The following is a 23,097-nucleotide window of genomic DNA, read 5'->3' on the forward strand; positions in this document are numbered from 1 at the left end:
GCGTCGCGGTCGATCAGCCGGCGCCGGTAGCCGCCCTTCGAGCGGGCTCCCGCCGCGGCGGCCCGGCCTTCGCCGGCCGGGCGGGCGTGGAGGTCCGGGCAGACCTGCGGGCGGACCGAGCGGTGAACGGGTGGACGAAGCGCCGCTGCCGAGACCCGTGGCGCCCTCCAGGAAAGGGCGCCACGGTTCCCGGCGCTTGGGCGGGCGCCCCCACCCAGGGCCGCCCGGCCTCGCACCTCCGACCCCCATCGGGGGTGCGACAGTGCCGCCACAGCCATCCCCCACGGTTGGGTGCGGCGGGCACGTTCACCATGGTGCGCGATCTCCATGGACGGACAGTGACCGGAGTATGTCCAGTTCGTGGCGGATGGCGGAGCCGGATGTCGGTCGGCGCCCGGCTGGTTCGTCCACCGGCCGCCCGGTGTTCCGTCCAGTGGTTCGTCTGCGGTCGTGTCCCTGACAGCTGCGGGGTCGCGGCCGCCGGTTCGTCCCCGCCCGGCCCCGCCGGGGTCGTACACCGCGTGCCCGTCCGTGCCGCGGCGTAGGCTGGAGACCCCCGGCCGCTCGGCGCGCCGGGCCGTTCGCGTTGCCCCGGCGGGCCTTCGCCGCTCGGAGGCAGCACCAGCCACGGGACGAAGAAGAGACCCCAGATGAGCCTGACCGGACTGCTCGATGTCGTGGCGCGCGACGCGGCGCTCGCCGAGGCGATCGACGCGGCCACCGCCACCGGAGCCGCGGCCGGCGGCCGCCGCCACCTGGACCTGGTCGGACCGCCCGCCGCCCGGCCGTTCGCCATCGCCGCGCTGGCCCGCGCGCTGGCCGGGCAGGCCGCCGGCGACCGGGGCCGCCCGGTGCTCGCCGTCACCGCGACCGGCCGGGAGGCCGAGGACCTCGCCGCCTCGCTGCGCTCGCTGCTGCCCGCCGACGCCGTCGCCGAGTACCCGGCCTGGGAGACCCTGCCGCACGAGCGGCTGTCACCCCGTTCGGACACCGTCGGCCGCCGGTTGGCCGTGCTGCGACGGATCGTGCACCCGCGGGCGGACGACCCGGCGGCCGGGCCGGTGCAGGTGATCGTCGCCCCGGTCCGCTCGGTGCTGCAGCCGCAGGTCAAGGGGCTGGCCGAGCTGGAGCCGGTGGCCGTCCGGCGCGGTGAGTCGCACGACCTGGAGGAGGTGGCCCGCCGGCTCGCCGCGGCCGCCTACGCGCGGGTCGAACTGGTCGAGAAGCGCGGCGAGTTCGCCGTCCGCGGCGGCATCCTGGACGTCTTCCCGCCGACCGAGGAGCACCCGCTGCGGGTGGAGTTCTGGGGCGACGAGGTCGAGGAGATCCGCTATTTCAAGGTCGCCGACCAGCGCTCGCTGGAGATCGCCGAGCACGGCCTGTGGGCGCCGCCCTGCCGCGAGCTGCTGCTGACCGACGAGGTGCGGGCGCGGGCCGCCGAACTGTCCGCCGCACACCCCGGGCTGGCCGAGATCCTGGACAAGATCGCCGAGGGCATCGCGGTCGAGGGCATGGAGTCGCTGGCGCCGGTGCTGGTGGACGACATGGAGCTGCTGCTCGACGTGCTGCCGCTCGGCTCGGTCACGGTGGTCTGCGACCCGGAGCGGGTCCGCACCCGGGCCGGCGACCTGGTGGCGACCAGCCAGGAGTTCCTGCACGCCTCCTGGGTCGCGGCGGCGGCAGGCGGGGACCGGCCGATCGACCTGGAGGCCATCGACGTCTCCGCCGCCTCGCTGCGCTCGCTCGCCGAGGTGCGCGAGCACGCCGACGAGATCGGGCTGCCCTGGTGGTCCGTCAGCCCGTTCGCGACCAGCGAGTCCTCCGTCGACGGCATCTTGGAGTTCGATGCCAACACGCTGACCCTCGGCATGCACGCCGTCGAGGCCTACCGGGGCGACACCGCCCGGGCGATCGCCGACGCCAAGGAGCGGCTGGCCGCTGACTGGCGGGTCGTCATGGTGACGGAGGGCCACGGGCCCGCCGCCCGGCTCGCGGAGGTGCTGGGCAGCGAGGGCATCCCGGCCCGGCTGGTCGCCGACCTCGCCGAGGCGCCCACCCGGGACGTCGTCCACGTCTCCTGCGGCTCGATCGAGCACGGCTTCGTGGACGAGAACCTGAAGCTCACCGTCGTCACCGAGACCGACCTGTCCGGCCAGAAGTCCTCCACCAAGGACATGCGCCGGATGCCGTCCCGGCGCCGCAACGCGATCGACCCGCTGGCCCTGGTGGCCGGCGACTACGTCGTCCACGAGGCGCACGGCGTCGGCCGGTACGTCGAGATGGTGCAGCGCACCGTCCAGGGCGCCACCCGCGAGTACCTGGTGCTGGAGTACGCCCCCGCCAAGCGCGGCCACCCCGGCGACCGGCTGTTCGTGCCGACCGACCAGCTGGACCAGGTCACCAAGTACGTCGGCGGCGAGGCCCCGACGCTGCACCGGCTCGGCGGCGCGGACTGGGCGAAGACCAAGCAGCGGGCCAAGAAGGCGGTCAAGGAGATCGCCGCCGACCTGATCAAGCTGTACTCGGCGCGGATGGCCGCGCCCGGGCACGCCTTCGGGTCGGACACCCCGTGGCAGCGCGAGCTGGAGGACGCCTTCCCGTACGCGGAGACGCCGGACCAGCTGACCACCATCGCCGAGGTCAAGTCGGACATGGAGAAGTCCGTCCCGATGGACCGGCTGATCTGCGGTGACGTCGGCTACGGCAAGACCGAGATCGCGGTGCGGGCCGCGTTCAAGGCGGTGCAGGACGGCAAGCAGGTGGCGGTGCTGGTGCCGACCACCCTGCTGGTGCAGCAGCACTTCTCCACCTTCGCCGAGCGGTACGCCAACTTCCCGGTCAGCGTGAAGGCGCTCTCCCGCTTCCAGACCGACAGCGAGGCCAAGGCGGTCCTGGAAGGGCTGTTCGAGGGCTCGGTGGACGTCGTCATCGGCACCCACCGGCTGTTCTCCTCCGAGACCAGGTTCAAGGACCTCGGCCTGGTCATCGTCGACGAGGAGCAGCGCTTCGGCGTCGAGCACAAGGAGCAGCTGAAGAAGCTGCGCGCCAACGTGGACGTGCTCACCATGTCCGCGACCCCGATCCCGCGCACCCTGGAGATGGCGGTCACCGGCATCCGCGAGATGTCCACCATCACCACCCCGCCGGAGGAGCGGCACCCGGTGCTGACCTTCGTCGGGCCGTATGACGAGAAGCAGATCTCGGCCGCGATCCGGCGTGAACTCCTGCGCGAGGGCCAGGTGTTCTACATCCACAACCGGGTGGAGTCGATCGACAAGGCCGCCGCCCGGCTGAAGGACCTGGTGCCCGAGGCGCGGATCGCCACCGCGCACGGGCAGATGGGGGAGACCCACCTGGAGAAGGTCGTCGTCGACTTCTGGGAGAAGGAGTTCGACGTCCTGGTGTCGACCACGATCGTGGAGTCCGGCATCGACATCTCCAACGCCAACACCCTGATCGTCGAGCGCGGCGACACCTTCGGCCTCTCGCAGCTGCACCAGCTGCGCGGCCGGGTCGGGCGCGGTCGCGAGCGCGGCTACGCGTACATGCTGTACCCGCCGGAGAAGCCGCTCACCGAGACCGCGCACGAGCGGCTGGCCACCATCGCCCAGCACACCGAGATGGGCGCCGGCATGTACGTCGCGATGAAGGACCTGGAGATCCGCGGCGCGGGCAATCTGCTCGGCGGCGAGCAGTCCGGGCACATCGCGGGGGTCGGCTTCGACCTCTACATGCGGATGGTCGGCGAGGCGGTGGCCGAGTTCCGCGAGTCGCTGGCGAACGGCGGCGAGCCGGAGGAGGAGCCGCTGGAGGTGAAGATCGAGCTGCCGGTCGACGCCCACGTGCCGCACGACTACGCGCCCGGCGAGCGGCTGCGGCTGCAGGCCTACCGCTCGATCGCGGCGGTCAACTCGGAGGCGGACATCCAGCAGGTCCGGGACGAACTCGTGGACCGCTACGGCAAGCTGCCCGAGCCGGTGGAGAACCTGCTGCTGGTCGCGGCGCTGCGGCTGTACGCCCGGCGGTGCGGGATCTCGGACATCACCCTGCAGGGCTCGAACATCCGCTTCGGGCCGGTGGAGCTGCGGGAGTCCCAGCAGTTGCGGCTGAACCGGCTCTACCCGCGCAGCCAGGTCAAGGCGGCGGCCCAGCAGCTGCTGGTGCCCCGGCCGAGCACCGGCCGGATCGGCGGCAAGCCGCTGGTCGGGCGGGAACTGCTGGGCTGGTGCACGGAGTTCCTGTCGGCCATGTTCGACGACCTGGCGGGGGCGAAGAAGTAGCACCGGCCGGTCGGTGGTTCACGGCGGTCTCGGGCTCTGCCCGGGGCCGCCGTTCCGTCTGTCCGGGGCCGGTCCTGTCCGGCGCGCGGTGGTGCGCGCTGTGAACGGAGGCGTCAGCCGATCTTCCACTGGCCGACCTGGCCGGCGAAGCCGTTGTCCAGGGCGAACTGGACCTTGTCGAGCTTGGCGTCGTTCGGGACCTCGAAGGTGACGAAGCCCTTGCCGGTGTCACCGGGGGCGATGGTGGTGGGGGTCTGGAAGGCCGGGCCGGCCTTGGTCTCCGCGAGGCTCGCGCCGTAGGCCTGGCCCTGGGTGTCCACGACCTTGGCGCTGCTGAACGGGGCCTCGGAGTAGGCCTGGGCGCCGGTGGCCTTGATCTGGAACTGCACCGCGACGTAGCGCTTGCCGTCGGCGGGCTTGAGGTACTCGTTGGCGCTCTCGGCCGGGTCGACCACCTTCACCGCGGTGACGTCGGCGGTGTTCCCGGTGTCGGTGCTCTTGAGCGCGATGGTGTCGGCGACCTTGGCGGGGGCCTTGGGGGTGTCGGCGGACTTGCCGGCCGCGCCCGCGGCGGGCTGGGCGGAGCCGGGGGCGGCGGAGGCGGCCGCGGTCTGCTTCGCCTCGGTCGAGACGGAGGCGCCGCCGGTGGAGTTGCAGGCGGTCGCGGTGAGGGAGACCAGCGCGGCGCCGAGCAGCAGGGTGGCGGTGCGGCGGGCGCTGGTGATGCGGCGGGCGCTGGTGGTGCGGCGGGCGGTGGCGGACATGGCTGTTCTCCCGGTGGTCGATGTGCTGGTGGCTGTCGCTCCTGCTCGGGGCGACGGGGAAATCACACCATCGGCCGTGAACCATGTCAATGGCCTTTCATGAAAGAGCTCTGTTCACACGTGAACGGAGTCGGAGGGTGGTGTCGCTATGCTGTGCGGTCACAGCGCGCCGCGTCGCGCGGTCACCCCGATCGAAGGAGCCTCCCGTGCCGGACCGCCCCGAAGTGACCGCCGTCGAGATCGCCCGGCTGGCCGGCGTCGGCCGCGCCGCGGTCAGCAACTGGCGCCGCCGCCACCCCGACTTCCCCCGTCCGGTCGGCGGCACCGACACCAGCCCGACCTTCGCACTCGACGAGGTCGAGTCCTGGTTGCGCGCCCAGGGCAAGATCGCCGAACTCCCGCTGCTGGAACGGGTCTGGCAGCTGATCGACACCCTGCGCGACCCGGCCGGCCACCCCGCCGCCCCGCTGGTCGACGCCGGCGCCGTGCTCCTGTTGCTGCACCGCGCCCCCGGGCGCTGGACCGAACTCGCCGACCAGCCCGACACCCGGCTCGCCACCGGGCTGCCCCGCGCCGTCGCCGACACCGCCGTTCACGCCTTCGGTCCGGACGGCCCGCGCGACCTGCGCCTGCCCAACCTGCTCGGGAGCACCCAGCTGGACCTCGCCCGGCTGCTCGCCGCCCTCGCGGCCGAGGCCGGTCCGGCGGGCGCGTACGAGCAACTGCTCACCCGCCACGCCGAGGCCAACACCCGTCAGCTCAGCCCGACTCCGCCGGAGGCCGCCGAGCTGCTCGCCGCCGTCGCCGGCGTCCCCGCCACCGTGCTGGACCCGGCCGTCGGCCTCGGCGCCGTCCTGCTCGCCCACCCGCCGACCACCGGCCGCTACGGCCAGGACGCCGACCCGGTCGTGGCCGCCCTCACCCGGCTCCGGCTCGCCCTGCACACCCCCGCCGACGAACCCGGCCCGCTCCCGCTCGACCTGCGCACCGGCGACGCCCTGCGCGCCGACGGCTACCCCGGGGACACCTTCGACGCGGTGCTCTGCCAGCCCCCGTACAACGAGCGCGACTGGGGCCACGACGAGTTGCAGTTCGACACCCGCTGGCTCGGCGGCCTGGTCCCGCCGCGCGGCGAGTCCGAACTCGCCTGGGTGCTGCACTGCCTCGCCCACACCCGCCCCGGCGGCCTCGCCGCCCTGCTCCTCCCGCCGACCGTCGCCGCCCGCCGGGCCGGCCGCCGCATCCGGGCCGAGCTGCTCCGCACCGGCGCACTGCGCGCCGTCATCGCCCTGCCCGCCGGGGCCGCCCCGCCGTACGGCGTCCCGCTGCACCTCTGGGTGCTCCGCGCCCCCAAGCCGGGCGACGACTTCCGGCAGGTCCTGCTGGTCGACGCCGGGGCGGCGCCGGCCAGTCCGGCCAGTCCGGCCCGGACCGCGGGCCCGGCGGTTGCGGAGGGCGGTCGGGACAAGGTGGACTGGCCCGAACTGCGCCGGGTCGTCCTGGACTCCTGGCGCGGGTTCGACCTCGCCGCCCGTGAGGGCCTGCCGGTCCCCGCCGACCGCCCCGGGGTCCACCGGGCCATGGCCGCCATCGACCTGCTGGACGACGAGACCGATCTCTCCCCGGCCCGACACGTCCCGCCCGCCGCCCGACTCGGCGGGGCGGCCGAACTCTCGCACCTCGGTGCCCGGTTGACCGAGCTGCTGGCCGGCCTGGCCGACCCGGTCGGGCTGCTCCCGCGGCCCGGTGCGGAACCAGCCGCCGGCGCGGCCCCGGCCGGCGTGGTCACCGTGGGCGAGCTGGTCCGCAGCGGCGCGCTGGAGGTGCACTCCTCCGGCACCGGCGCCGCCACCCGTCCGGCGGGCGCCGCCCCGGGCGGCACCCCCGTGATCACCGACCAGGACCTCGCCGCCGGCGCCCCGCCCAGCGCCGTCCTCGCCGCCACGGACGTCGCCGGCGCCACCGGCACCACCGGGGACGTCCGCACCCGCCCGGGCGACGTCCTGGTCCCCGCGCTCGGTGGCGGCGCCGCCCTCGTCGTCCCCGCCGAGGGCCCGCTGGTCGGCGCCGCCCTCGGCCGCCAACTCCACCTGCTGCGGCCCGACCCCGCCGCGCTCGACCCGGAGTTCCTGGCCGGTCAGTTCCGCTCCACCGCCGGCACCCGGCGCGCCGCCAGCCACGCCACCACCACCGCCCGCCTCGACATCCGCCGCGTCGAACTGCCCCGCCTCCCGCTCCCCGCCCAACGGCGCCTCGGCGTCGCCTTCGCCCGCCTCGCCGCCTTCGACACCGCCCTCACCCAGGCCGCCGCCCTCGGCCACACCCTGGCCCGGGCCGCGACGGACGCGCTGGCGACGGGTGTCCTGGCACCGCCGGAGAACTGACGTCGGTTCAGTACCGGCCAGGCGTCGGCTCGGCATCGACCGGATCGAAGGACTCCGGGGCCGCCGGGCCGGGCGGTACGGTGTGCTGGGCCGTCCGCGTCGCGGTCGGCGCCGGTTCCCTCCAGCTCAGGAGCACACATGTCAGGGCAGCAACCCGGGCCGTACGGACCGACGCCCGGCGGCCCGCCGTACGGCCCGGGGCCGGTTCAGGGCGCGGTTCCGGGGTCAGCTCCGGGGCCAGCTCCGGGGTCCGCCCCGGCTGCCGGGCGGGCCCCGGTCCCGGGCCGGTTCGGGGTGACCCTCCGGGTGCTGTGCGCGCTCGCCCCGCTGCTGTCCTTCGGCCTGCTCGGTGCGGTCCCGGCGCTGCTGCTGGCGGTCCGGCGCAGGCGGGCGTACGACATCGTCGGCGCGGTGGTGTTCTGCGCGCTGCTGCTGACGCTCTTCGTCTCCGCCGGGATCGCGGGCAGCCTCAAGGACCCGACCGCGGACCTCACCGGCGAGATCACCCTCGGCGTGCTGTGGTTGACGCCGACCGCGCACTTCCTGGCGATGGACAGCCGCGCGGTCTGGGAGGCCAGCCGCCTCGCGTCCAAGTCCCTGGCCTCGCCGACCGCTCCGCCGACCGCTCCGTCGTACGGGCCGCCGGCCGGCTCGCCGTACGCACCGCGGGCCGTCCCGCCGTACGCGGCCACCGTGCCCGGGTACGGCGTCCCGGCCGCGGCCCCCGCCCCAGCCGTCGAAACGGCCCACGACCTGCGTGAACTCGGCGAACTGCTGCGACGTCAGGCCAGCGAGGGCGGCTCGTGACCGGCGCCAGGCTGATCGCCGGACGGTACCGACTCACCGAGAAGATCGGCCACGGCGGCATGGGCCAGGTCTGGGCCGGGCAGGACGAACGGCTGCACCGCCCGGTCGCCGTCAAACTGCTCCGCCCCGAACACCTGCTGCCCGGCGGCTCCGGCAGCGGGTTCGGCACCGGCGCCACGAGCACCGAACGCCGCCGCCACGGCGACGAGTTGAGTCGCCGCTTCCTGCGCGAGTGCCGAGTGACGGCCGCGCTCGACCACCCCGGCCTGGTCACCGTCTTCGACGCGGGCGAGGACGAAGGCGAGCTCTACCTCGTCATGCAGCGCATCCCCGGTGTCAGCCTCGCCGACCTCATCGCGGAGGACGCGCCCTTCCCGGTCGAGCGCGCGGTGGCCGTCGCCGCCCAGCTCTGCGGGGCGCTGGCGGCCGTCCACGCCATCCCGGTGGTCCACCGCGACCTCAAGCCGAGCAACGTCATGGTCCGCGCGGACGGCCGCACCGTCCTGCTCGACCTCGGCATCGCCACTGCCCTCGACACCGAGACCACCCGCCTCACCCTCACCGGCGTGCCCATCGGCAGCCCCGCCTACATGGCCCCCGAGCAGGCCCTCGCCGCCACCACCGACCCGCGCAGCGACCTCTACTCCCTGGGCTGTCTGCTGCACGAGATGCTCTCCGGCGAGGAGCCCTTCCGGGCGCCCACCGCCCTCGGCGTCCTGCGCCGACACGTCGACGAACCGCCCGTCCCGCTGCGCGAGTTGCGCCCAGAGGTGCCGCAGCCGCTGGAACAGCTGGTCCTCGACCTCCTCGCCAAGCTGCCCGCCGACCGCCCCGCCGACGCCCAGACGGTGTACGCGCAGCTGCTCCCACTGCTGCCTCCGGCCGAGAGCGCGCCGCAGCCGCGTCTCACGCCGCTGCCAGACCCCGCGCGCCCCTTCCGCTACCCGCACCAGCCGCAGCCGCAGCCGTCGGCCGTGGCGGCCGCCGCCGCCCCGGTGGTCCGCTCGGAGCCGAGGCCGTTCCTCGTACCTCCCGCCCCTTCGACACCTCCCGCCGTCCCCTCGGGCCCGGACCTCGGCGCGGAGTGCGCCCGCCTCTCCGACCTGGTCGACGCCGGGCGCCACACCGAGGTCCTCGGCCTCGCCGCCGGCCTGCTGCCCCGCGCCGAGGCCGACCTCGGCGAGAGCGCGCCCCTGGTCCGCACCATCCGCACCATCTACGCCCGCACCCTCCTCCACGAGGGCCACCCCCAGCAGGCCCTCCCCGAGTACCGCCGCCTCGCCGCCACCGCGGACGGCGGCCCGCACGGCCCCCAGGGCCTCGACCACCGCTACCGCGCCGCCCTCTGCCTCGACCGACTCGGCCACGGCCCCGAAGCCCTCGCCGAGTACCAGGCCCTGCTTGCCGCCCACACCGCCCGCCTCGAATCCGGCCTCGACACCGACCCCGAGCGCGCCTACGACCTCCGCGAACGCATCGGCCTCCACCTCGCCGCCACCGGCGACCCCCAGAACGCGTGGCACTGGCTCCTCCAGCTCCTCCTCGAACGCGAACGCCGCGACGGCCCCCACCACCCCGCCGTCCGCCGCCTCCGCCAATCCCTCACCACCCTCCACCCCCACCACTCCACCCCCTGGCCTCCCACCCGCTGACCCCCGACCTGTCCCTGCCGCAAGCAGGAGGCCGGTGGGCTCGGGTGGTTCTGGCCGCGTCGGCAGCTGCGGCATGCCGTCGGTGCGCTGACCTCGCTCGTCGTGCTGGCTCCAGCCCCTTGCACCCGGTCGCCCGCCGCCCCGCCGGTCCCTTGGCGTCAACCATCCGCCGCTTGTGCAGGAGTGGGAGGTCGGTGGGTTCGACTTCTCGCGTCGGTCGGTGGGTTTCTCGCGCCGGTCGGTGGGTCCGGCTCGGCAGGCGGCTTTGGCGGGCCGTTGGTGGGTGGGTGCTGCGGGTGTTGCTGTTCGGGGAGTGGGAAGTCGGCGGGTTCGACTCCCCGCGCAAGTCGGTGGGTCCGACCTGGCGGACCGCCAGATCGGGGCCCGATCTTCCGCGGGTGTCGGAGGGCGGTGGGTCGGGTCGGGCGTGTCGTTCGGGAGCCGGGGCCCGGGGGCGGGAAGTCGGCGGGACCGACGGGTCCGCCCGCGGCCCGGCCCGTTCCGCCGAGGGGCGGGTAGGTTCGAGGTGTGACGACGAATGTTCCGCGCGCGAAGTTGATCCTGCTGACCACCACCCACCGGGTGGCTCCCGGGTTGCTGGCGTGGCCGGCCTGGGAGGCGTTGCGGTCGGCCGGGCGGGTGCTGGTGGGGGCGGAGGGGCATCCGCAGGTGGCCGCGGTGCGGCAGGCCGGGGTGGCGGTCGAGGTGGCGGCGGCGGAGTCGGCGCCGGCCTTGGCGCGGATGCTGACCGAGCAGCCGGCCGGGGCGGGGCCGACGGTGTGGCTGGGGAGCCCGGACGGGGATCCGGGGCTGACGGACGCGCTGGCGCGGCTGGCGGTGGAGCACGCCGGGGAGGTGCCGGAGATCGAGGTGCTGCCGGGTTCGTACGACCTGCCCGGCTCGCGGCTGCTGGACCTGGTGTCGGTGATGGACCGGCTGCGCTCGCCCGGGGGGTGCCCGTGGGACGCCGAGCAGACGCACGAGAGCCTGGTGAAGTACTTGGTCGAGGAGGCGTACGAGCTGGTCGAGGCGATCGAGGAAGGCGACCGGGACACGCTGCGCGAGGAACTGGGCGACGTGCTGCTCCAGGTGTTCTTCCACTCCCGGATCGCCGAGGAGCACCCGACCGGGCCGTTCACCATCGACGACGTGGCCGGGGACATCGTGGAGAAGCTGGTGTACCGCCACCCGCACGTGTTCGGGGACGTCGAGGCCGAGGGCGCCGCCGAGGTGGAGGCGAACTGGGAGCAGCTGAAGGCGGCGGAGAAGGCGGACCGGGAGTCGGTGCTGGACGGCGTGCCGGCCGGGCTGCCGGCGCTGGCGTACGCGGCGAAGCTGGTGTCCCGGGTGCGCCGGGCGGGGTTCGAGGGCGTGCCGGACGAGCCGTACGAGCTGCCGGCGGAGCTGACCGCGGAGTCGGCGGGCCGGCTGCTGCTGGCGGTGGCGCAGCGGGCGCACGACGCCGGGGTGGACGTGGACGCGGCGCTGCGCTCGGCCGCGCGGGGCTACCGGGACGCGGTGCGCGCGGCCGAGGGGCTCAAGCCGGAGTAGCGACTCAGGCCGCCGTGGCGGTGTGCCCGGTCGGGCGCCGCTGCGGCGGGACGAGCTCGCCGATGGCCTCGCCGATCAGGGCGAGGAGTTCGGCGAGGCGCTCCAGGTCGAGGTGGTCGGGCAGGTCGGCGAGGGAGACGATTCGCTCGCCGTTCGGGCCGGCGACGCAGAAGAGGTCGATCGGCCCGAGGTGCTTCTCGGCGGTGTCGACCAGGGCGGCGACGTCGCTGGGGCGGCGGATGTCAGCGGCGACGCCGACGACGGGGCAGCCCGGCCGGTCGAGTTCGGCGGCGAGGTCCTCGGCGACACCGACATGGGTGTCGGCGATCAGCATCCCGGCGGCGCCGGCCGCGGTGAACCGGCGGGCGAGGCCGGCTCCCGAACCGCCGTCGAGGACCGCGATGACGACGACTGCCCCGCTGACCCGCATGGCCTGCTCCTCCCTGTGGGCGACACCGCACCGGCGCCCACGCATACTGCGGAGGATCGTAGGCACGACCTGACCCTCCGCAACAGGGATTACCCCGCAGGTGACCAGACTCACGCCCGGCACCCGGCCAAGAGCTGTCCAAGAGCTGTCCACGGACCGTCCACTGGCCGTCCACGGAGCGTTGGCGACCCGCTCGCGCGCCGTTCGCGAGGTGTTGACGGTCGGGAACGGTCAGGACGCGCCCGACCCAGCGGTTACGGTCGACCCATGCCTGCTCAGCCCGACGCCGCCCAGCCCGCCCCGCAGCTCTTCACCTGGGAGTTCGCCGCCGACCCGTACCCGGCCTACGCCTGGCTGCGCGAGCACGCCCCGGTGCACCGCACCAGGCTGCCGAGCGGCGTCGAGGCCTGGCTGGTGACGCGGTACGCGGACGCCCGGCAGGCGCTGGCGGACAGCCGGTTGTCGAAGAACCCGGCGCACCACAGCGAGCAGGCGCATCGCACCGGCCGGGTGGGCATCCCGGGGGAGCGGCAGGCGGACCTGATGACCCACCTGCTGAACATCGACCCGCCGGACCACACCCGGCTGCGCCGGCTGGTGTCCAAGGCGTTCACGCCGCGCCGGGTGGCCGAGTTCGAGCCGCGGGTGCAGCAGCTCACCGACCGGCTGATCGACGGCTTCGCGCAGCGCGGCTCGGCGGACCTGATCCACGAGTTCGCCTTCCCGCTCCCCATCTACGCCATCTGCGACATGCTGGGCGTGCCGGCCGAGGACCAGGACGACTTCCGCGACTGGGCCGGGATGATGATCCGACATGGCGGGGGCCAGCGCGGCGGCGTGGGACGGGCGGTGAAGCGGATGCGGGCGTACCTGCTGGAGCTGATCCACCGCAAGCGGGCGGACCTCGGTGACGACCTGATCTCCGGTCTGATCAGAGCCAGTGACCACGGCGAGCACCTGACCGAGAACGAGGCGGCCGCGATGGCCTTCATCCTGCTGTTCGCCGGTTTCGAGACGACCGTCAACCTGATCGGCAACGGGACGTACGCGCTGCTGCGCAACCCGGGGCAGCGGGCGCTGCTGCAGGAGTCGGTAGTGCGCGGGGAGACCGCGCTGCTGGAGACCGGGATCGAGGAACTCCTGCGCTACGACGGGCCGGTGGAACTGGCGACCTGGCGGTTCGCGACCAGGCCGCTGGCCATCGGCGGGGTGGACATCCCGGTGGGCGATCCGGTGCTGGTGGTGCTGGCGGCGGCGGACCGCGACCCGGCCCGGTTCGCGGAGGAGAACACCCTCGACCTGGCCCGAACCGACAATCCCCACCTGGGGTTCGGGCACGGCATCCACTACTGCATCGGCGCCCCGCTGGCCCGGCTCGAAGGACGCGCCGCGCTGGCCACGCTGCTTTCCCGACTGCCCGATCTGCGACTGGCCGAAAGCCCGGAGAATCTCCGCTGGCGGGGTGGTCTGATCATGCGCGGATTGCGCGAACTTCCGGTCGAATTCAGTCCCGAGATCCGCTCTCCGCATGCGCTTCCTGAGGCCCCGACACGCTGACTGGACGTCGTTGACGCGCTCCTGATGGCGGTGTGAACACCCATCAATCCGGACAAACAGGCGCAGTTGGTAGGCGATTGATCACATGCCGTAATTTCTGTGTGATGTCGGTGATATGAGCTTGTGATTGGTCTGAGGATCTGTCTAGTCTCCCTGGAGTTCGCAGCTGCGGACCTCGTGCGCGGAACGCCGAATCCTGCCCGCCGCGCCACGGGAAACCGACCAGACCCTTGGGCAGGGGCGGGGGAACCAGGTTTGTTGCCGTCCCCCACGGCTTGGGGTGAAGCCGCCCGAGCGGAACGTCTCCGCGCACGGCGGCCGGGCCACCTCCCGGTCCGAACCCGACAGCTCACCTCGCAGGCGTGCGGAGAGGGACCCTTCATGCTGTTCGTTGGAACTGGCCGTCACCGTCGTCGCACCCAGGCCGAGAAGGCCATCGCCGTCGCCGGTGTGGCCGGCGTCGGACTCGCGATGCCGCTCCTCGCCGCCACCGGCGCCTCCGCCGCCCCGGCCTCCGCCTGGGACTCCGTCGCCCAGTGCGAGAGCGGCGGCGACTGGAGCATCAACACCGGCAACGGCTTCTACGGCGGCCTGCAGTTCACCTCCAGCACCTGGAAGGCGTACGGCGGCACCGCCTACGCGCCGCAGGCCAACCAGGCCAGCAAGGGCCAGCAGATATCGGTCGCCGAGAAGGTGCTGGCCTCCCAGGGCCCGGGCGCCTGGCCGGTCTGCTCCGTCAAGGCGGGTCTGAGCAAGGGCGGTGCCCCGGCCGCGGTCGACACCTCCTCGGACGCCAAGCCGCAGTCCGCCCCCCAGCAGCAGACGCCCAAGCAGCAGGCCCCGAAGCAGCAGGCCCCCAAGGCGGACGCGAAGCCCGCCCAGCCGTACGCTCCGAAGCACGCCGCCCCGAAGCAGGCCGAGAAGCCCGCCGAGCAGCCGGTCCAGCAGTACGTTCCGAAGCACGCCGCCCCGCGCGCCGCCCAGCCGGCCCAGGCCGCCCCGGCCGGCCACGACTACACCGTCCACTCCGGTGACACCCTGTCGAGCATCGCCGCCGCCCAGGGCGTGTCCGGCGGCTGGCAGGCGCTGTACGACGGCAACCGCGGCACGGTCGGCGGCGACCCGAACCTGATCATGCCCGGCCAGGTCCTGCACCTCGGCTGAACCGGTCGGTAGGGCCTCGGCCGAGACGGTCCGTAGGACCTCGAACAGCACCCCGGGGACGAAGGGGGCCGCGCCCGGCCCCCTTCGTCCGCATTCGTCCGCGCCGGGGGCTGGGGGGACAAGCTGGGACAAGCAGGTGAACTACCGGTGGGTAGCAGGGCCACACGCCGAGACGGGACCGAGGCCAACGTGGCCCCGGGAGCCCGGGCGGTTAGGCTCTGGTCGTAACGACTCCGCAATCGTCCCGCCGACAGCACCACCGTCAGCCGGACCCTGCTCCCGCAAGGAGATGCCTCGTGCCGTCCATCGATGTCGTCGTAGCCCGTGAGATCCTCGACTCGCGCGGCAACCCCACGGTCGAGGTCGAGGTCGGCCTCGACGACGGAAGCACCGGTCGTGCCGCTGTCCCGTCGGGTGCCTCGACCGGCGCCTTCGAGGCGCTGGAGCTGCGCGACGGTGACAAGAACCGCTACTTCGGCAAGGGCGTCGAGAAGGCCGTTCTGGCCGTCATCGAGCAGATCGGCCCGGAGCTCGTCGGCTACGACGCCACCGAGCAGCGCCTGATCGACCAGGCCATGCTCGACCTGGACGCCACCCCCGACAAGTCCTCGCTCGGCGCCAACGCCATCCTGGGCGTCTCGCTGGCCGTCGCGCACGCCGCGTCCGAGGCCAGCGACCTGCCGCTGTTCCGCTACCTGGGCGGCCCGAACGCGCACGTCCTGCCGGTCCCGATGATGAACATCCTCAACGGCGGCTCGCACGCGGACTCCAACGTCGACATCCAGGAGTTCATGATCGCCCCGATCGGCGCGGAGTCCTTCTCCGAGGCCGTCCGCTGGGGCGTCGAGGTCTACCACACCCTCAAGGGCGTGCTGAAGGACCGCGGCCTGTCCACCGGCCTCGGCGACGAGGGCGGCTTCGCGCCGAACCTGGACAGCAACCGCGAGGCCCTGGACCTCATCATGGAGGCGATCCAGAAGGCCGGCTACGTGCCCGGCCGTGACGTCGCGCTGGCCCTGGACGTCGCCTCCTCCGAGTTCTACCAGGACGGCGCCTACCAGTTCGAGGGCAAGGCCCTCTCGGCCGCCGAGCTCATCGAGTACTACGCCGAGCTGGTCGCCGCCTACCCGCTGGTCTCCATCGAGGACCCGCTGGACGAGTCGGACTGGGACGGCTGGAAGGCCATGACCGTCAAGCTGGGCGACAAGGTCCAGCTGGTCGGTGACGACCTGTTCGTCACCAACCCGGCCCGCCTGGCCAAGGGCATCGAGACCGGCACCGCCAACGCGCTGCTGGTGAAGGTGAACCAGATCGGCTCGCTGACCGAGACCCTGGACGCCGTCGAGCTGGCCCAGCGCAACGGCTACCGCTGCATGATGTCGCACCGCTCCGGCGAGACCGAGGACGTCACCATCGCCGACCTGGCCGTCGCCACCAACTGCGGCCAGATCAAGACCGGTGCCCCGGCCCGCTCCGAGCGCGTCGCCAAGTACAACCAGCTGCTGCGCATCGAGGAGATCCTCGACGACGCCGCCGAGTACGCCGGCCGCGGCGCCTTCCCGCGCTTCCGCTTCGCGGACCAGTAAGCACAGTCGCTTCGCGGACCGGTGAGCACAGTCGCTCCGCGACCGGTGAGCACAGCAAGCACGAGGGCTGAGCAGCCGAGCTAGCGCAAGCCTGACCGGTGCCCCGCCGCACACCCCGTAGGGTGGACGGCGGGGCACCGTCGCGACCAGGAGGGGATACGGGAGATGGCTGGCTGGAGGATCCCGGGCTTGGCGGCCCGACCTCGGTTCACGAGCCGGGCGACCGTCCTCGTCCTGGTGCTCTGCTCCCTGGTGGCGATCCTCGCCTACCCGACGCGGCAGTTCATCTCCCAGCGCGCGGAGATCTCCGCCCAGCGGGCGAAGGCCGACCACGTGCGCCAGCAGGTCGACCAGCTGCGCCGGGACAAGGCCCGCTGGCAGGACCCGGAGTACGTCAAGGCGCAGGCCCGCGCCCGGCTGCACTACGCGGTGCCGGGGGAGACCCCGTACATCGCGGTGGACCCGGCCGGCCCGGCCGCCCAGCCCTCCGCGCCCGCCTCCTCCGGCGGTACGGCCCAGGCCGCCAAGCCCTGGTACGCCAGCGTCTGGGACTCGGTGGACGCCGCCGACACCGTCGCACTGGCCCCCGCGACCCCCCGTCCGCTCCCCCCGCCCACCGTTGGAGACCCCACCCCCCATGACCACTGAGAACCACCCCGCCGTCTCCGACGCCGACGTCGCGGCCATCGCCGCCCAGCTCGGCCGGGTGCCGCGCGGCCTGCGCGGTGTCGCGCACCGCTGCCCCTGCGGCAACCCCGACGTCGTGGAGACGGCCCCCCGGCTGCCGGACGGCACGCCGTTCCCGACGCTCTACTACCTGACCTGCCCCAAGGCCGCCTCGCTGATCGGCACCCTGGAGGCGGAAGGCGTGATGAAGGAGCAGAGCGCCCGGCTCGCCGAGGACCCGGAGCTGGCCGCCGCCTACCAGAAGGCGCACGAGGACTACATCGCCCGGCGCGACGCGATCGAGGTGCTGGAGGGCTTCCCGAGCGCCGGCGGCATGCCGGACCGGGTGAAGTGCCTGCACGTGCTGGTCGGCCACTCGCTGGCGGCCGGCGAGGGCGTCAACCCGCTCGGAGACGAGGCGATCGGCATGCTGGAGGACTGGTGGGCCAAGGGCCCGTGCGTCTCCCCGGCCGAGGTCGAGGCGGCCGGTGAGCGGGTCGCCCGCAACCGAGCCAAGGAGCAGGACCACGAGGCCGTGATCGCGGCCAAGCAGCAGAAGACGGCCGAGCGCGCCGCCAAGAAGCGCGCCGCCGAGGAACCGGCCCCGGAGCAGGAGTCCGAGTGAGCATGACCCGCGTGGCCGCGATCGACTGCGGCACCAACTCGATCCGCCTGCTGGTCGCCGACCTCGACCCGGAGACCGGCTCGATCACCGACCTCGACCGCCGGATGATCATCAACCGGCTGGGCCAGGACGTGGACCGGACCGGCCGGCTGCACCCGGACGCGCTGGCCCGCACCTTCGCGGCCTGCCGGGAGTACAAGGAGATCATCACCGGCTTCGGCGTCGGCCCCGAGCGCACCCGCTTCGTCGCCACCAGCGCCTCCCGGGACGCCGAGAACAGCGATGAGTACGTCAAGGGCGTGCGCGACATCCTGGGCGTCGAGCCCGAGGTGGTGAGCGGCGAGGAGGAGGCGCACCTGTCCTTCATCGGCGCCACCAAGGAGCTGACCAGCGGCCAGTTCCCCGCGCCGTACCTGGTGTTCGACCTCGGCGGCGGCTCGACCGAGTTCGTGCTCGGCGAGGCGGACGTGCAGGCGGCGCGCTCGGTGGACATCGGCTGCGTGCGGCTCACCGAGCGGCACTTCGGCGGCGCCGAGCTGCCCTCGGAGGAGCAGATCGCCGAAGCCCGGGCGCACGTCCGGGCCGAGCTCGACAAGGCCGAGGAGGTGGTCCCGCTGACCGGCGCGGCCACCCTGGTGGGTCTCGCGGGGACGGTCACCACGGTGTCCGCGATCGCCCAGGACCTGCCCGAGTACGACTCCGAGCGGATCCACCACTCCCGGATCAGCCGCGAGCAGGTCGCCGGGATCGCCCGCCGGCTGCTCGCCGCCACCCACGCCGAGCGCGCGGCCATCCCCTCGATTCACCCGGGCCGGGTGGACGTGATCGCGGCCGGGGCGCTGGAGCTGCTGGAGATCATGGAGCGGACCGGCGCCGCCGAGGTGGTCGTGAGCGAGCACGACATCCTGGACGGCATCGCCTGGAGTACGGCCTCCTGACGGCCCGCACGGCTTACTGAACCGGCTTCGGCGCCCCTTGCGGGGTGTCGGAGCCGGGGCGCGCCGGGACGCGGGCGGGAATGTTCGTGAATTTCTTCACATGGCGATCCGGTCATTCGTCGTACCTTGGGTCCCGCTACGCCCGAATTGTGAGACCGAAGGTCGGCCGGTGGTCGGGGCCGCTGGATCGCAGGTCAGGCCTCGGTTGAGGTTTGAAAATCGAAATCACGCGGGGGAACCCGGGTGCAGTGCGGATCGTTGCTGCTCAGCAGGGTGGTGCTCCGGCGCCCGCTCACAAGGGGCCATTGGGCCCCGTGAGCCGGCCCGAAGGGGGCTTTTTTGTGGGCGCGGAGTGTAGCACGGGGTGTCCATGCGCTTGTGACCGGGCTCACGAAGGCTGCTTCGGACGGTGCTGGATACTTTCGGATATGAGCACCACGGAGCGTCCTCGCATCCTCATTGTCGGCGGTGGTTACGTCGGCCTGTATGCCGCGATGCGCATCCTCAAGAAGATGCGCTACGGCGAAGCGACCGTCACGGTCGTGGACCCGCGGTCGTACATGACGTACCTGCCCTTCCTCCCCGAGGCGGCCGGCGGCAACGTCGCGCCCCGCAACCTCGTCGCGCCGCTGCGCAGCGCCCTCAAGCAGGCGGAGGTGCTGACCGGTTCTGTCACCGGTATCGACCACGCCCGCAAGGTCGCCACCATCCAGCCCGCGGCCGGCGACAGCTACGAGCTGCCCTTCGAGTACCTGGTCGTCGCGACCGGCTCGGTCTCCCGCACCTTCCCGATCCCGGGTCTGGCGGAGAACGGCATCGGCATGAAGACGGTCGAGGAGGCCATCGGCCTCCGCAACCACGTCATGGCCCAGCTCGACAAGGCCGAGTCCACCACGGACGAGGAGGTCCGCCGCAAGGCGCTGACCTTCGTCGTCATCGGCGGTGGCTTCGCCGGCGTCGAGACGATCGCCGAGATCGAGGACATGGCGCGCGACGCGTCGAAGCTGTACAAGACCGTCAGCCGTGACGACATGCGCTTCGTCATGGTCGAGGCGGCCAACCGCATCCTCCCCGAGGTCGGCCCGGACCTGGGTCTGTGGACCAAGGAGAAGCTCGAGGAGCGGAAGATCGAGGTCTACATCGAGACCTCGATGGACTCCTGCATCGACGGCCACGTCATGCTGAAGAACGGCATGGAGATGGACGCCTCCACCATCGTGTGGACGGCGGGCGTCAAGCCGAACCCGGTGCTGGCCGACTTCGGCCTGCCGCTGGGCCCGCGCGGCCACGTCGACACCGCGGCCACCCTGCAGGTCCAGGGCTTCGACTACGTCTGGTCCGCCGGCGACAACGCCCAGGTCCCGGACCTCGCCTCCGGCGAGGGTGCCTGGTGCCCGCCGAACGCGCAGCACGCCTGCCGTCAGGCCGTCGTCCTCGGCGACAACGTGATCTCCGGCATGCGGGGCTTCCCGCAGAAGGAGTACAAGCACAAGAACCTGGGCGCGGTCGCCGGTCTCGGCCTGCACAAGGGTGTCGCGATCCTCTTCGGCAAGGTCAAGCTGAAGGGCCGCCTGGCCTGGTGGTTCCACCGTGCCTACCACGGCGCGATGGTCCCGACCTTCAACCGCAAGGTCCGCGTCTTCACCGACTGGACCCTCGCGATGTTCCTGAAGCGCGAGATGGTCGGCCTCTCCCAGATGGAGCGGCCGCAGCTGCCGATCCAGGAGGTCACGCCGCCCACCAAGCCCGTCGAGGTCGCCAAGCCGGCCGCCGACAAGGAGCTCGCCAGCAAGTAAGCGACTGGACCCCGGTGTGGGAGCGCCGGGGTATGAGTCGGAGGCCCTCCGCCCGGCAGTGACGCCGGACCACGACCTCCGTGGTGCTCAGCCGGCCGTGCGACCGGGCGGAGTACAGCAGTAGAAGAGCCCCTGCCGAAACCCTCCGGCAGGGGCTCTCGCTGTGTCCGTCGGACCGTCAGTCGGTCTTGATGCTCGACAGGATGTCCAGCTTGGACGCCCGGCGGGCCGGCCAGATCGCGGCCACCAGGCCGACCACCCCGGCCAGCGCGAGGAACAGCGCCAGCTGGCCGTACGGCAGGACGGTGGTCAGCCCGGCGATGCTGGACTTCAGCGTCCCGTTGATCGCCCAGGCGATGAAGCAGCCGAGCAGCAGGCCGATCCCGGCGCCGAACAGGGAGATCACCACCGACTCCAGTCGGACCATCCGCTTGATGCCCCGGCGGTCCAGGCCGATCGCCCGCAGCATCCCGATCTCGCGCTTGCGCTCGAAGACCGACATGGCCAGCGTGTTGATCACGCCCAGGACCGCGATCAGGACCGCCATCCCCAGCAGGCCGTACATCAGGTTCAGCGCGAAGGTGATGACCTGGCTGAAGTCGTCCCGGACGTCCTGCTTGGACTTGACCTCGATCACCGGGTTGGCGCCGGTGGCGTCCTTGAGCGACTGCTTGAGCTCGGCCGTGGCGCCGTCCTTGCCCTTGACCAGGACGTCGGCGACGTACGGCTTCGACTCGTGCTTGGCGATCTCGCTGTTGGCCAGCAGGACCGGGCCGAGCATGCCGCCCTTCTCGTACACGCCGCCGACGGTGAGCTGGCCGGTGGAGCCGTCCGGGAAGGACGCGGTCATCGTCGAGCCGGTGGTGACGTTGAACTTCGCGGCGACGTCCTGGTCCACCAGCAGCTGGCCCTTGCCGAGCGCGGCGCTGGAACCGCTGGTCAGCTTGACCTCCGCGATCCGGTCGAAGGTGTCCGCGTCCAGGCCGGTGATCGCCTTGGAGGTGCCGTTGAGCTTCCAGTAGGCGGCGGTCATCGGCGAGGAGGCCGCGACCCCGGGGGCCTTGGCGATCTGGGCGGGCACCTGGCCGGACAGGTTCATGTCGTTGGCGGCCGAGACGATGTAGTCGGACTTCATCGACTTGGTGACGGCCCGGTCGATGGTGTCGCCGACCGAGGTGCCGATCACGGTGAGGCCGGTGACCAGGGTCAGCCCGATGGTGAGCGCGGCCGCGGTGGCCGCGGTGCGGCGCGGGTTGCGCACCGCGTTCTGCTGGGCGAGCTTGCCCGGGGTGCCGCCCAGCCCCCGCAGCAGCGGGCCGACCAGCGCGACCACCGGGCGGGAGAGCAGCGGCAGCAGGACGAACACGCCGATCAGGGCCAGGAAGGCACCCGCGCCGACCGGCATCCGACCGCTGTCGTCGCCGGTGGAGGCGCCGTAACCGATCAGCGCGAGACCGCCGCCGGCGAGCACCGAGCCGATGGTGTTGCGGACCACCAGGCTCTTCTGGCTGGTCGGCTGGTCGCCACTGCTCATCGCGGCCACCGGCGCGATCCGGGCGGCGCGCAGGGCCGGCAGCAGGGCCGACAGGACCGTCACCAGGACGCCGACCACGATGGTCATGACGACGGTGATCGGCCTGATCACCAGCGAGCCGTTCGGCATGTTCTCGTTCAGCGAGCCGATCAGGGACTGCATCCCGGCGCCGATCCCGACGCCGGCCAGCAGGCCGGCCACCGCGGAGACGGTGCCGATCAGCAGGGCCTCGATCAGCACGGAACGGGTGACCTGCTTGCGGCTGGCGCCGATCGCCCGCAGCAGCGCGAGCTCCTTGGTGCGCTGGGCGACCAGCATGGTGAAGGTGTTGGCGATGATGAAGATGCCGACGAAGAGCGAGATGAAGGCGAAGATCAGCAGCATGGTGCGCATGCTGTCGGTGCCCTTGGTGATCTGCTCCTGCTCCTCGACGTTGAGCGTGGCACCGGTCTTGATGACGAACTGGTGGTCGGACGGGATCTTGGGCAGGGCCTGGGCGAGCAGCGCGTCCTCGGAGGTGCCGGGCTTGGCGGTGAGCACGATGCTGCTGTAGCGGCCCGGCTCCAGCAGGGTCTGCTGGGCGGTGGCCTTGTCGAAGAGGGTGAGCGTGCCGCCGGTGCTGACCACCGGGTCGTCGGTGGTGAAGATCCCGGTGAGCTTCGCCTCGATCACCGGTCCGTTGACGGCGACCCGGACGGTGTCGCCGACCTTGTAGCCCGCCCGGTCGGCGGTCTTGCGGTCGAGGGCGATCTCCTTGGCGTTCTTCGGGCCCTGGCCCTCGGCCATCGGGTAGCGCGGGTCCTTGCCGTCCTGGCCCGGGGCGAAGTTGGCGCCCTTGGCGGCCCAGACCTGGCCGATCAGGTCGCCCTTGTGGTCGGCGACCCCGGTGAAGCCGCTGACCACGCCGCGGGCGGTGGCGGTGCCGGGCAGGGCGGCCAGCTGCTGGACGGTGGCGTCGTCGAGGACGGTGGGGCTGCTCTCGCTCTTCTGCTTGGCGGAGGCGTCGGAGCCGGCCGCGTTGTCCACGACCTGGACCGAGACGTCCGAGTAGCTCTTGGAGTTGCTGTCCCGTAGCGCCTTGCCGAAGGTGTCGGAGAAGACCATGGTGCCCGCGACGAAGGCGGTGCCGAGCATGACGGCCAGCGCCGTCATCAGGAGGCGGCCCTTGTGGGCCAGCACGTTGCGCAGAGCGGTGCGATACATGAGGTGTCCTGGGAAGGTTCGGTGAAGCGGGCCGGCGGGCTGTGGGGCCCTGACTGGGTGTCGCCTCAGCTGGTTCGGCCCTTGGCGTCGAAGCGGCGCATGCGGTCCAGGACGGTGTCGGCGGTGGGGGCGTGCAGTTCGTCGACGATCCGGCCGTCGG

The 23,097-nt window shown here is 72.8% G+C and carries 15 protein-coding genes, 1 pseudogene and 1 riboswitch; of the genes and pseudogenes, 12 read left to right on the top strand and 4 right to left on the bottom strand.

What is annotated here, in order from left to right; translation table 11 throughout:
• Positions 1-650 precede the first annotated feature (650 nt).
• A complete protein-coding gene (gene mfd, locus ACZ3UD_RS09335) occupies positions 651-4,280 on the top strand; it encodes a transcription-repair coupling factor (protein ID WP_465584289.1) in 3,630 nt (1,209 codons plus the stop codon).
• Positions 4,281-4,393: 113 nt separating this feature from the next.
• On the opposite strand, the gene ACZ3UD_RS09340 is transcribed toward mfd, so the two are convergent.
• Complete coding sequence (locus ACZ3UD_RS09340) at positions 4,394-5,044, bottom strand: DUF4352 domain-containing protein (RefSeq protein WP_465584292.1); 651 nt, start codon at positions 5,042-5,044, stop codon at positions 4,394-4,396.
• 206 nt (positions 5,045-5,250) lie between these two features.
• On the opposite strand from ACZ3UD_RS09340, the gene ACZ3UD_RS09345 reads away from it, so the two are divergent.
• From ACZ3UD_RS09345 to ACZ3UD_RS09360, 4 genes are all read left to right on the top strand, one after another.
• Complete coding sequence (locus tag ACZ3UD_RS09345) at positions 5,251-7,428, top strand: N-6 DNA methylase (protein WP_465584295.1); 2,178 nt, start codon at positions 5,251-5,253, stop codon at positions 7,426-7,428.
• Between the two features lie 294 nt (positions 7,429-7,722).
• Positions 7,723-8,235 carry a hypothetical protein gene (locus ACZ3UD_RS09350; protein ID WP_465584298.1) on the top strand — a complete coding sequence of 171 codons (513 nt, stop codon included), beginning with the start codon at positions 7,723-7,725 and terminating at the stop codon, positions 8,233-8,235.
• Positions 8,232-9,887 carry a protein kinase domain-containing protein gene (locus ACZ3UD_RS09355; protein ID WP_465584300.1) on the top strand — a complete coding sequence of 552 codons (1,656 nt, stop codon included), beginning with the start codon at positions 8,232-8,234 and terminating at the stop codon, positions 9,885-9,887. The genes ACZ3UD_RS09350 and ACZ3UD_RS09355 overlap by 4 nt, the downstream gene beginning before the upstream one ends.
• 528 nt (positions 9,888-10,415) lie before the next feature.
• Entirely contained in the window at positions 10,416-11,438 is a 1,023-nt protein-coding gene (locus tag ACZ3UD_RS09360) for a nucleoside triphosphate pyrophosphohydrolase (RefSeq protein WP_465584303.1), read from the top strand.
• Between the two features lie 4 nt (positions 11,439-11,442).
• Here the strand turns inward: ACZ3UD_RS09360 and ACZ3UD_RS09365 are convergent, their stop codons facing one another.
• Entirely contained in the window at positions 11,443-11,868 is a 426-nt protein-coding gene (locus ACZ3UD_RS09365) for an SDR family NAD(P)-dependent oxidoreductase (protein WP_465584306.1), read from the bottom strand.
• Between the two features lie 267 nt (positions 11,869-12,135).
• Here ACZ3UD_RS09365 and ACZ3UD_RS09370 point away from each other — a divergent pair, with 267 nt between their 5' ends.
• From ACZ3UD_RS09370 to ACZ3UD_RS09400, 7 genes are all read left to right on the top strand, one after another.
• Positions 12,136-13,425 carry a cytochrome P450 family protein gene (locus ACZ3UD_RS09370; RefSeq protein ID WP_465584309.1) on the top strand — a complete coding sequence of 430 codons (1,290 nt, stop codon included), beginning with the start codon at positions 12,136-12,138 and terminating at the stop codon, positions 13,423-13,425.
• A gap of 210 nt (positions 13,426-13,635) precedes the next feature.
• Positions 13,636-13,802, top strand: a riboswitch (cyclic di-AMP (ydaO/yuaA leader).
• Positions 13,803-13,806: 4 nt separating this feature from the next.
• Positions 13,807-14,589, top strand: coding sequence for a transglycosylase family protein (locus tag ACZ3UD_RS09375; protein WP_465584312.1), 783 nt, complete (start codon positions 13,807-13,809; stop codon positions 14,587-14,589).
• Between the two features lie 296 nt (positions 14,590-14,885).
• Positions 14,886-16,175, top strand: coding sequence for a phosphopyruvate hydratase (eno, locus tag ACZ3UD_RS09380; RefSeq protein WP_465584315.1), 1,290 nt, complete (start codon positions 14,886-14,888; stop codon positions 16,173-16,175).
• A gap of 189 nt (positions 16,176-16,364) precedes the next feature.
• Positions 16,365-16,823, top strand: coding sequence for an FtsB family cell division protein (locus ACZ3UD_RS09385; protein ID WP_465584318.1), 459 nt, complete (start codon positions 16,365-16,367; stop codon positions 16,821-16,823).
• Complete coding sequence (locus ACZ3UD_RS09390) at positions 16,795-17,466, top strand: DUF501 domain-containing protein (RefSeq protein WP_465584320.1); 672 nt, start codon at positions 16,795-16,797, stop codon at positions 17,464-17,466. Before ACZ3UD_RS09385 ends, ACZ3UD_RS09390 begins: the two co-directional genes overlap by 29 nt.
• Positions 17,467-17,468: 2 nt before the next feature.
• The gene (locus ACZ3UD_RS09395) at positions 17,469-18,404 is read left to right on the top strand and encodes a Ppx/GppA phosphatase family protein (protein ID WP_465584364.1); all 936 of its coding nucleotides are present in this window, start codon (positions 17,469-17,471) and stop codon (positions 18,402-18,404) included.
• Positions 18,405-18,832: 428 nt separating this feature from the next.
• Positions 18,833-20,200 (top strand): NAD(P)/FAD-dependent oxidoreductase, encoded by a 1,368-nt coding sequence (locus ACZ3UD_RS09400; protein ID WP_465584322.1) that lies wholly within the window; start codon positions 18,833-18,835, stop codon positions 20,198-20,200.
• Positions 20,201-20,378: 178 nt separating this feature from the next.
• Here ACZ3UD_RS09400 and ACZ3UD_RS09405 read toward each other — a convergent pair whose 3' ends face one another.
• Both ACZ3UD_RS09405 and ACZ3UD_RS09410 read right to left on the bottom strand, forming a co-directional pair.
• Positions 20,379-22,937 (bottom strand): ABC transporter permease, encoded by a 2,559-nt coding sequence (locus ACZ3UD_RS09405; RefSeq protein WP_465584325.1) that lies wholly within the window; start codon positions 22,935-22,937, stop codon positions 20,379-20,381.
• 65 nt (positions 22,938-23,002) lie between these two features.
• Positions 23,003-23,097, bottom strand: a pseudogene (locus tag ACZ3UD_RS09410) (ABC transporter ATP-binding protein); the annotation flags it as partial.

The organism is Kitasatospora sp. NPDC023118 (genome assembly GCF_055560875.1).

What these genes read in the sequence shown, in the direction of transcription:
- ACZ3UD_RS09375 (WP_465584312.1), top strand. Translation starts at nt 13,807, where the DNA reads ATGCTGTTCGTTGGAACTGGCCGTCACCGTCGTCGCACCCAGGCCGAG.
- ACZ3UD_RS09400 (WP_465584322.1), top strand. Translation starts at nt 18,833, where the DNA reads ATGAGCACCACGGAGCGTCCTCGCATCCTCATTGTCGGCGGTGGTTAC.
- ACZ3UD_RS09370 (WP_465584309.1), top strand. Translation starts at nt 12,136, where the DNA reads ATGCCTGCTCAGCCCGACGCCGCCCAGCCCGCCCCGCAGCTCTTCACC.
- mfd (WP_465584289.1), top strand. Translation starts at nt 651, where the DNA reads ATGAGCCTGACCGGACTGCTCGATGTCGTGGCGCGCGACGCGGCGCTC.
- ACZ3UD_RS09405 (WP_465584325.1), bottom strand. Translation starts at nt 22,937, where the DNA reads ATGTATCGCACCGCTCTGCGCAACGTGCTGGCCCACAAGGGCCGCCTC.
- ACZ3UD_RS09340 (WP_465584292.1), bottom strand. Translation starts at nt 5,044, where the DNA reads ATGTCCGCCACCGCCCGCCGCACCACCAGCGCCCGCCGCATCACCAGC.
- ACZ3UD_RS09365 (WP_465584306.1), bottom strand. Translation starts at nt 11,868, where the DNA reads ATGCGGGTCAGCGGGGCAGTCGTCGTCATCGCGGTCCTCGACGGCGGT.
- ACZ3UD_RS09395 (WP_465584364.1), top strand. Translation starts at nt 17,469, where the DNA reads ATGACCCGCGTGGCCGCGATCGACTGCGGCACCAACTCGATCCGCCTG.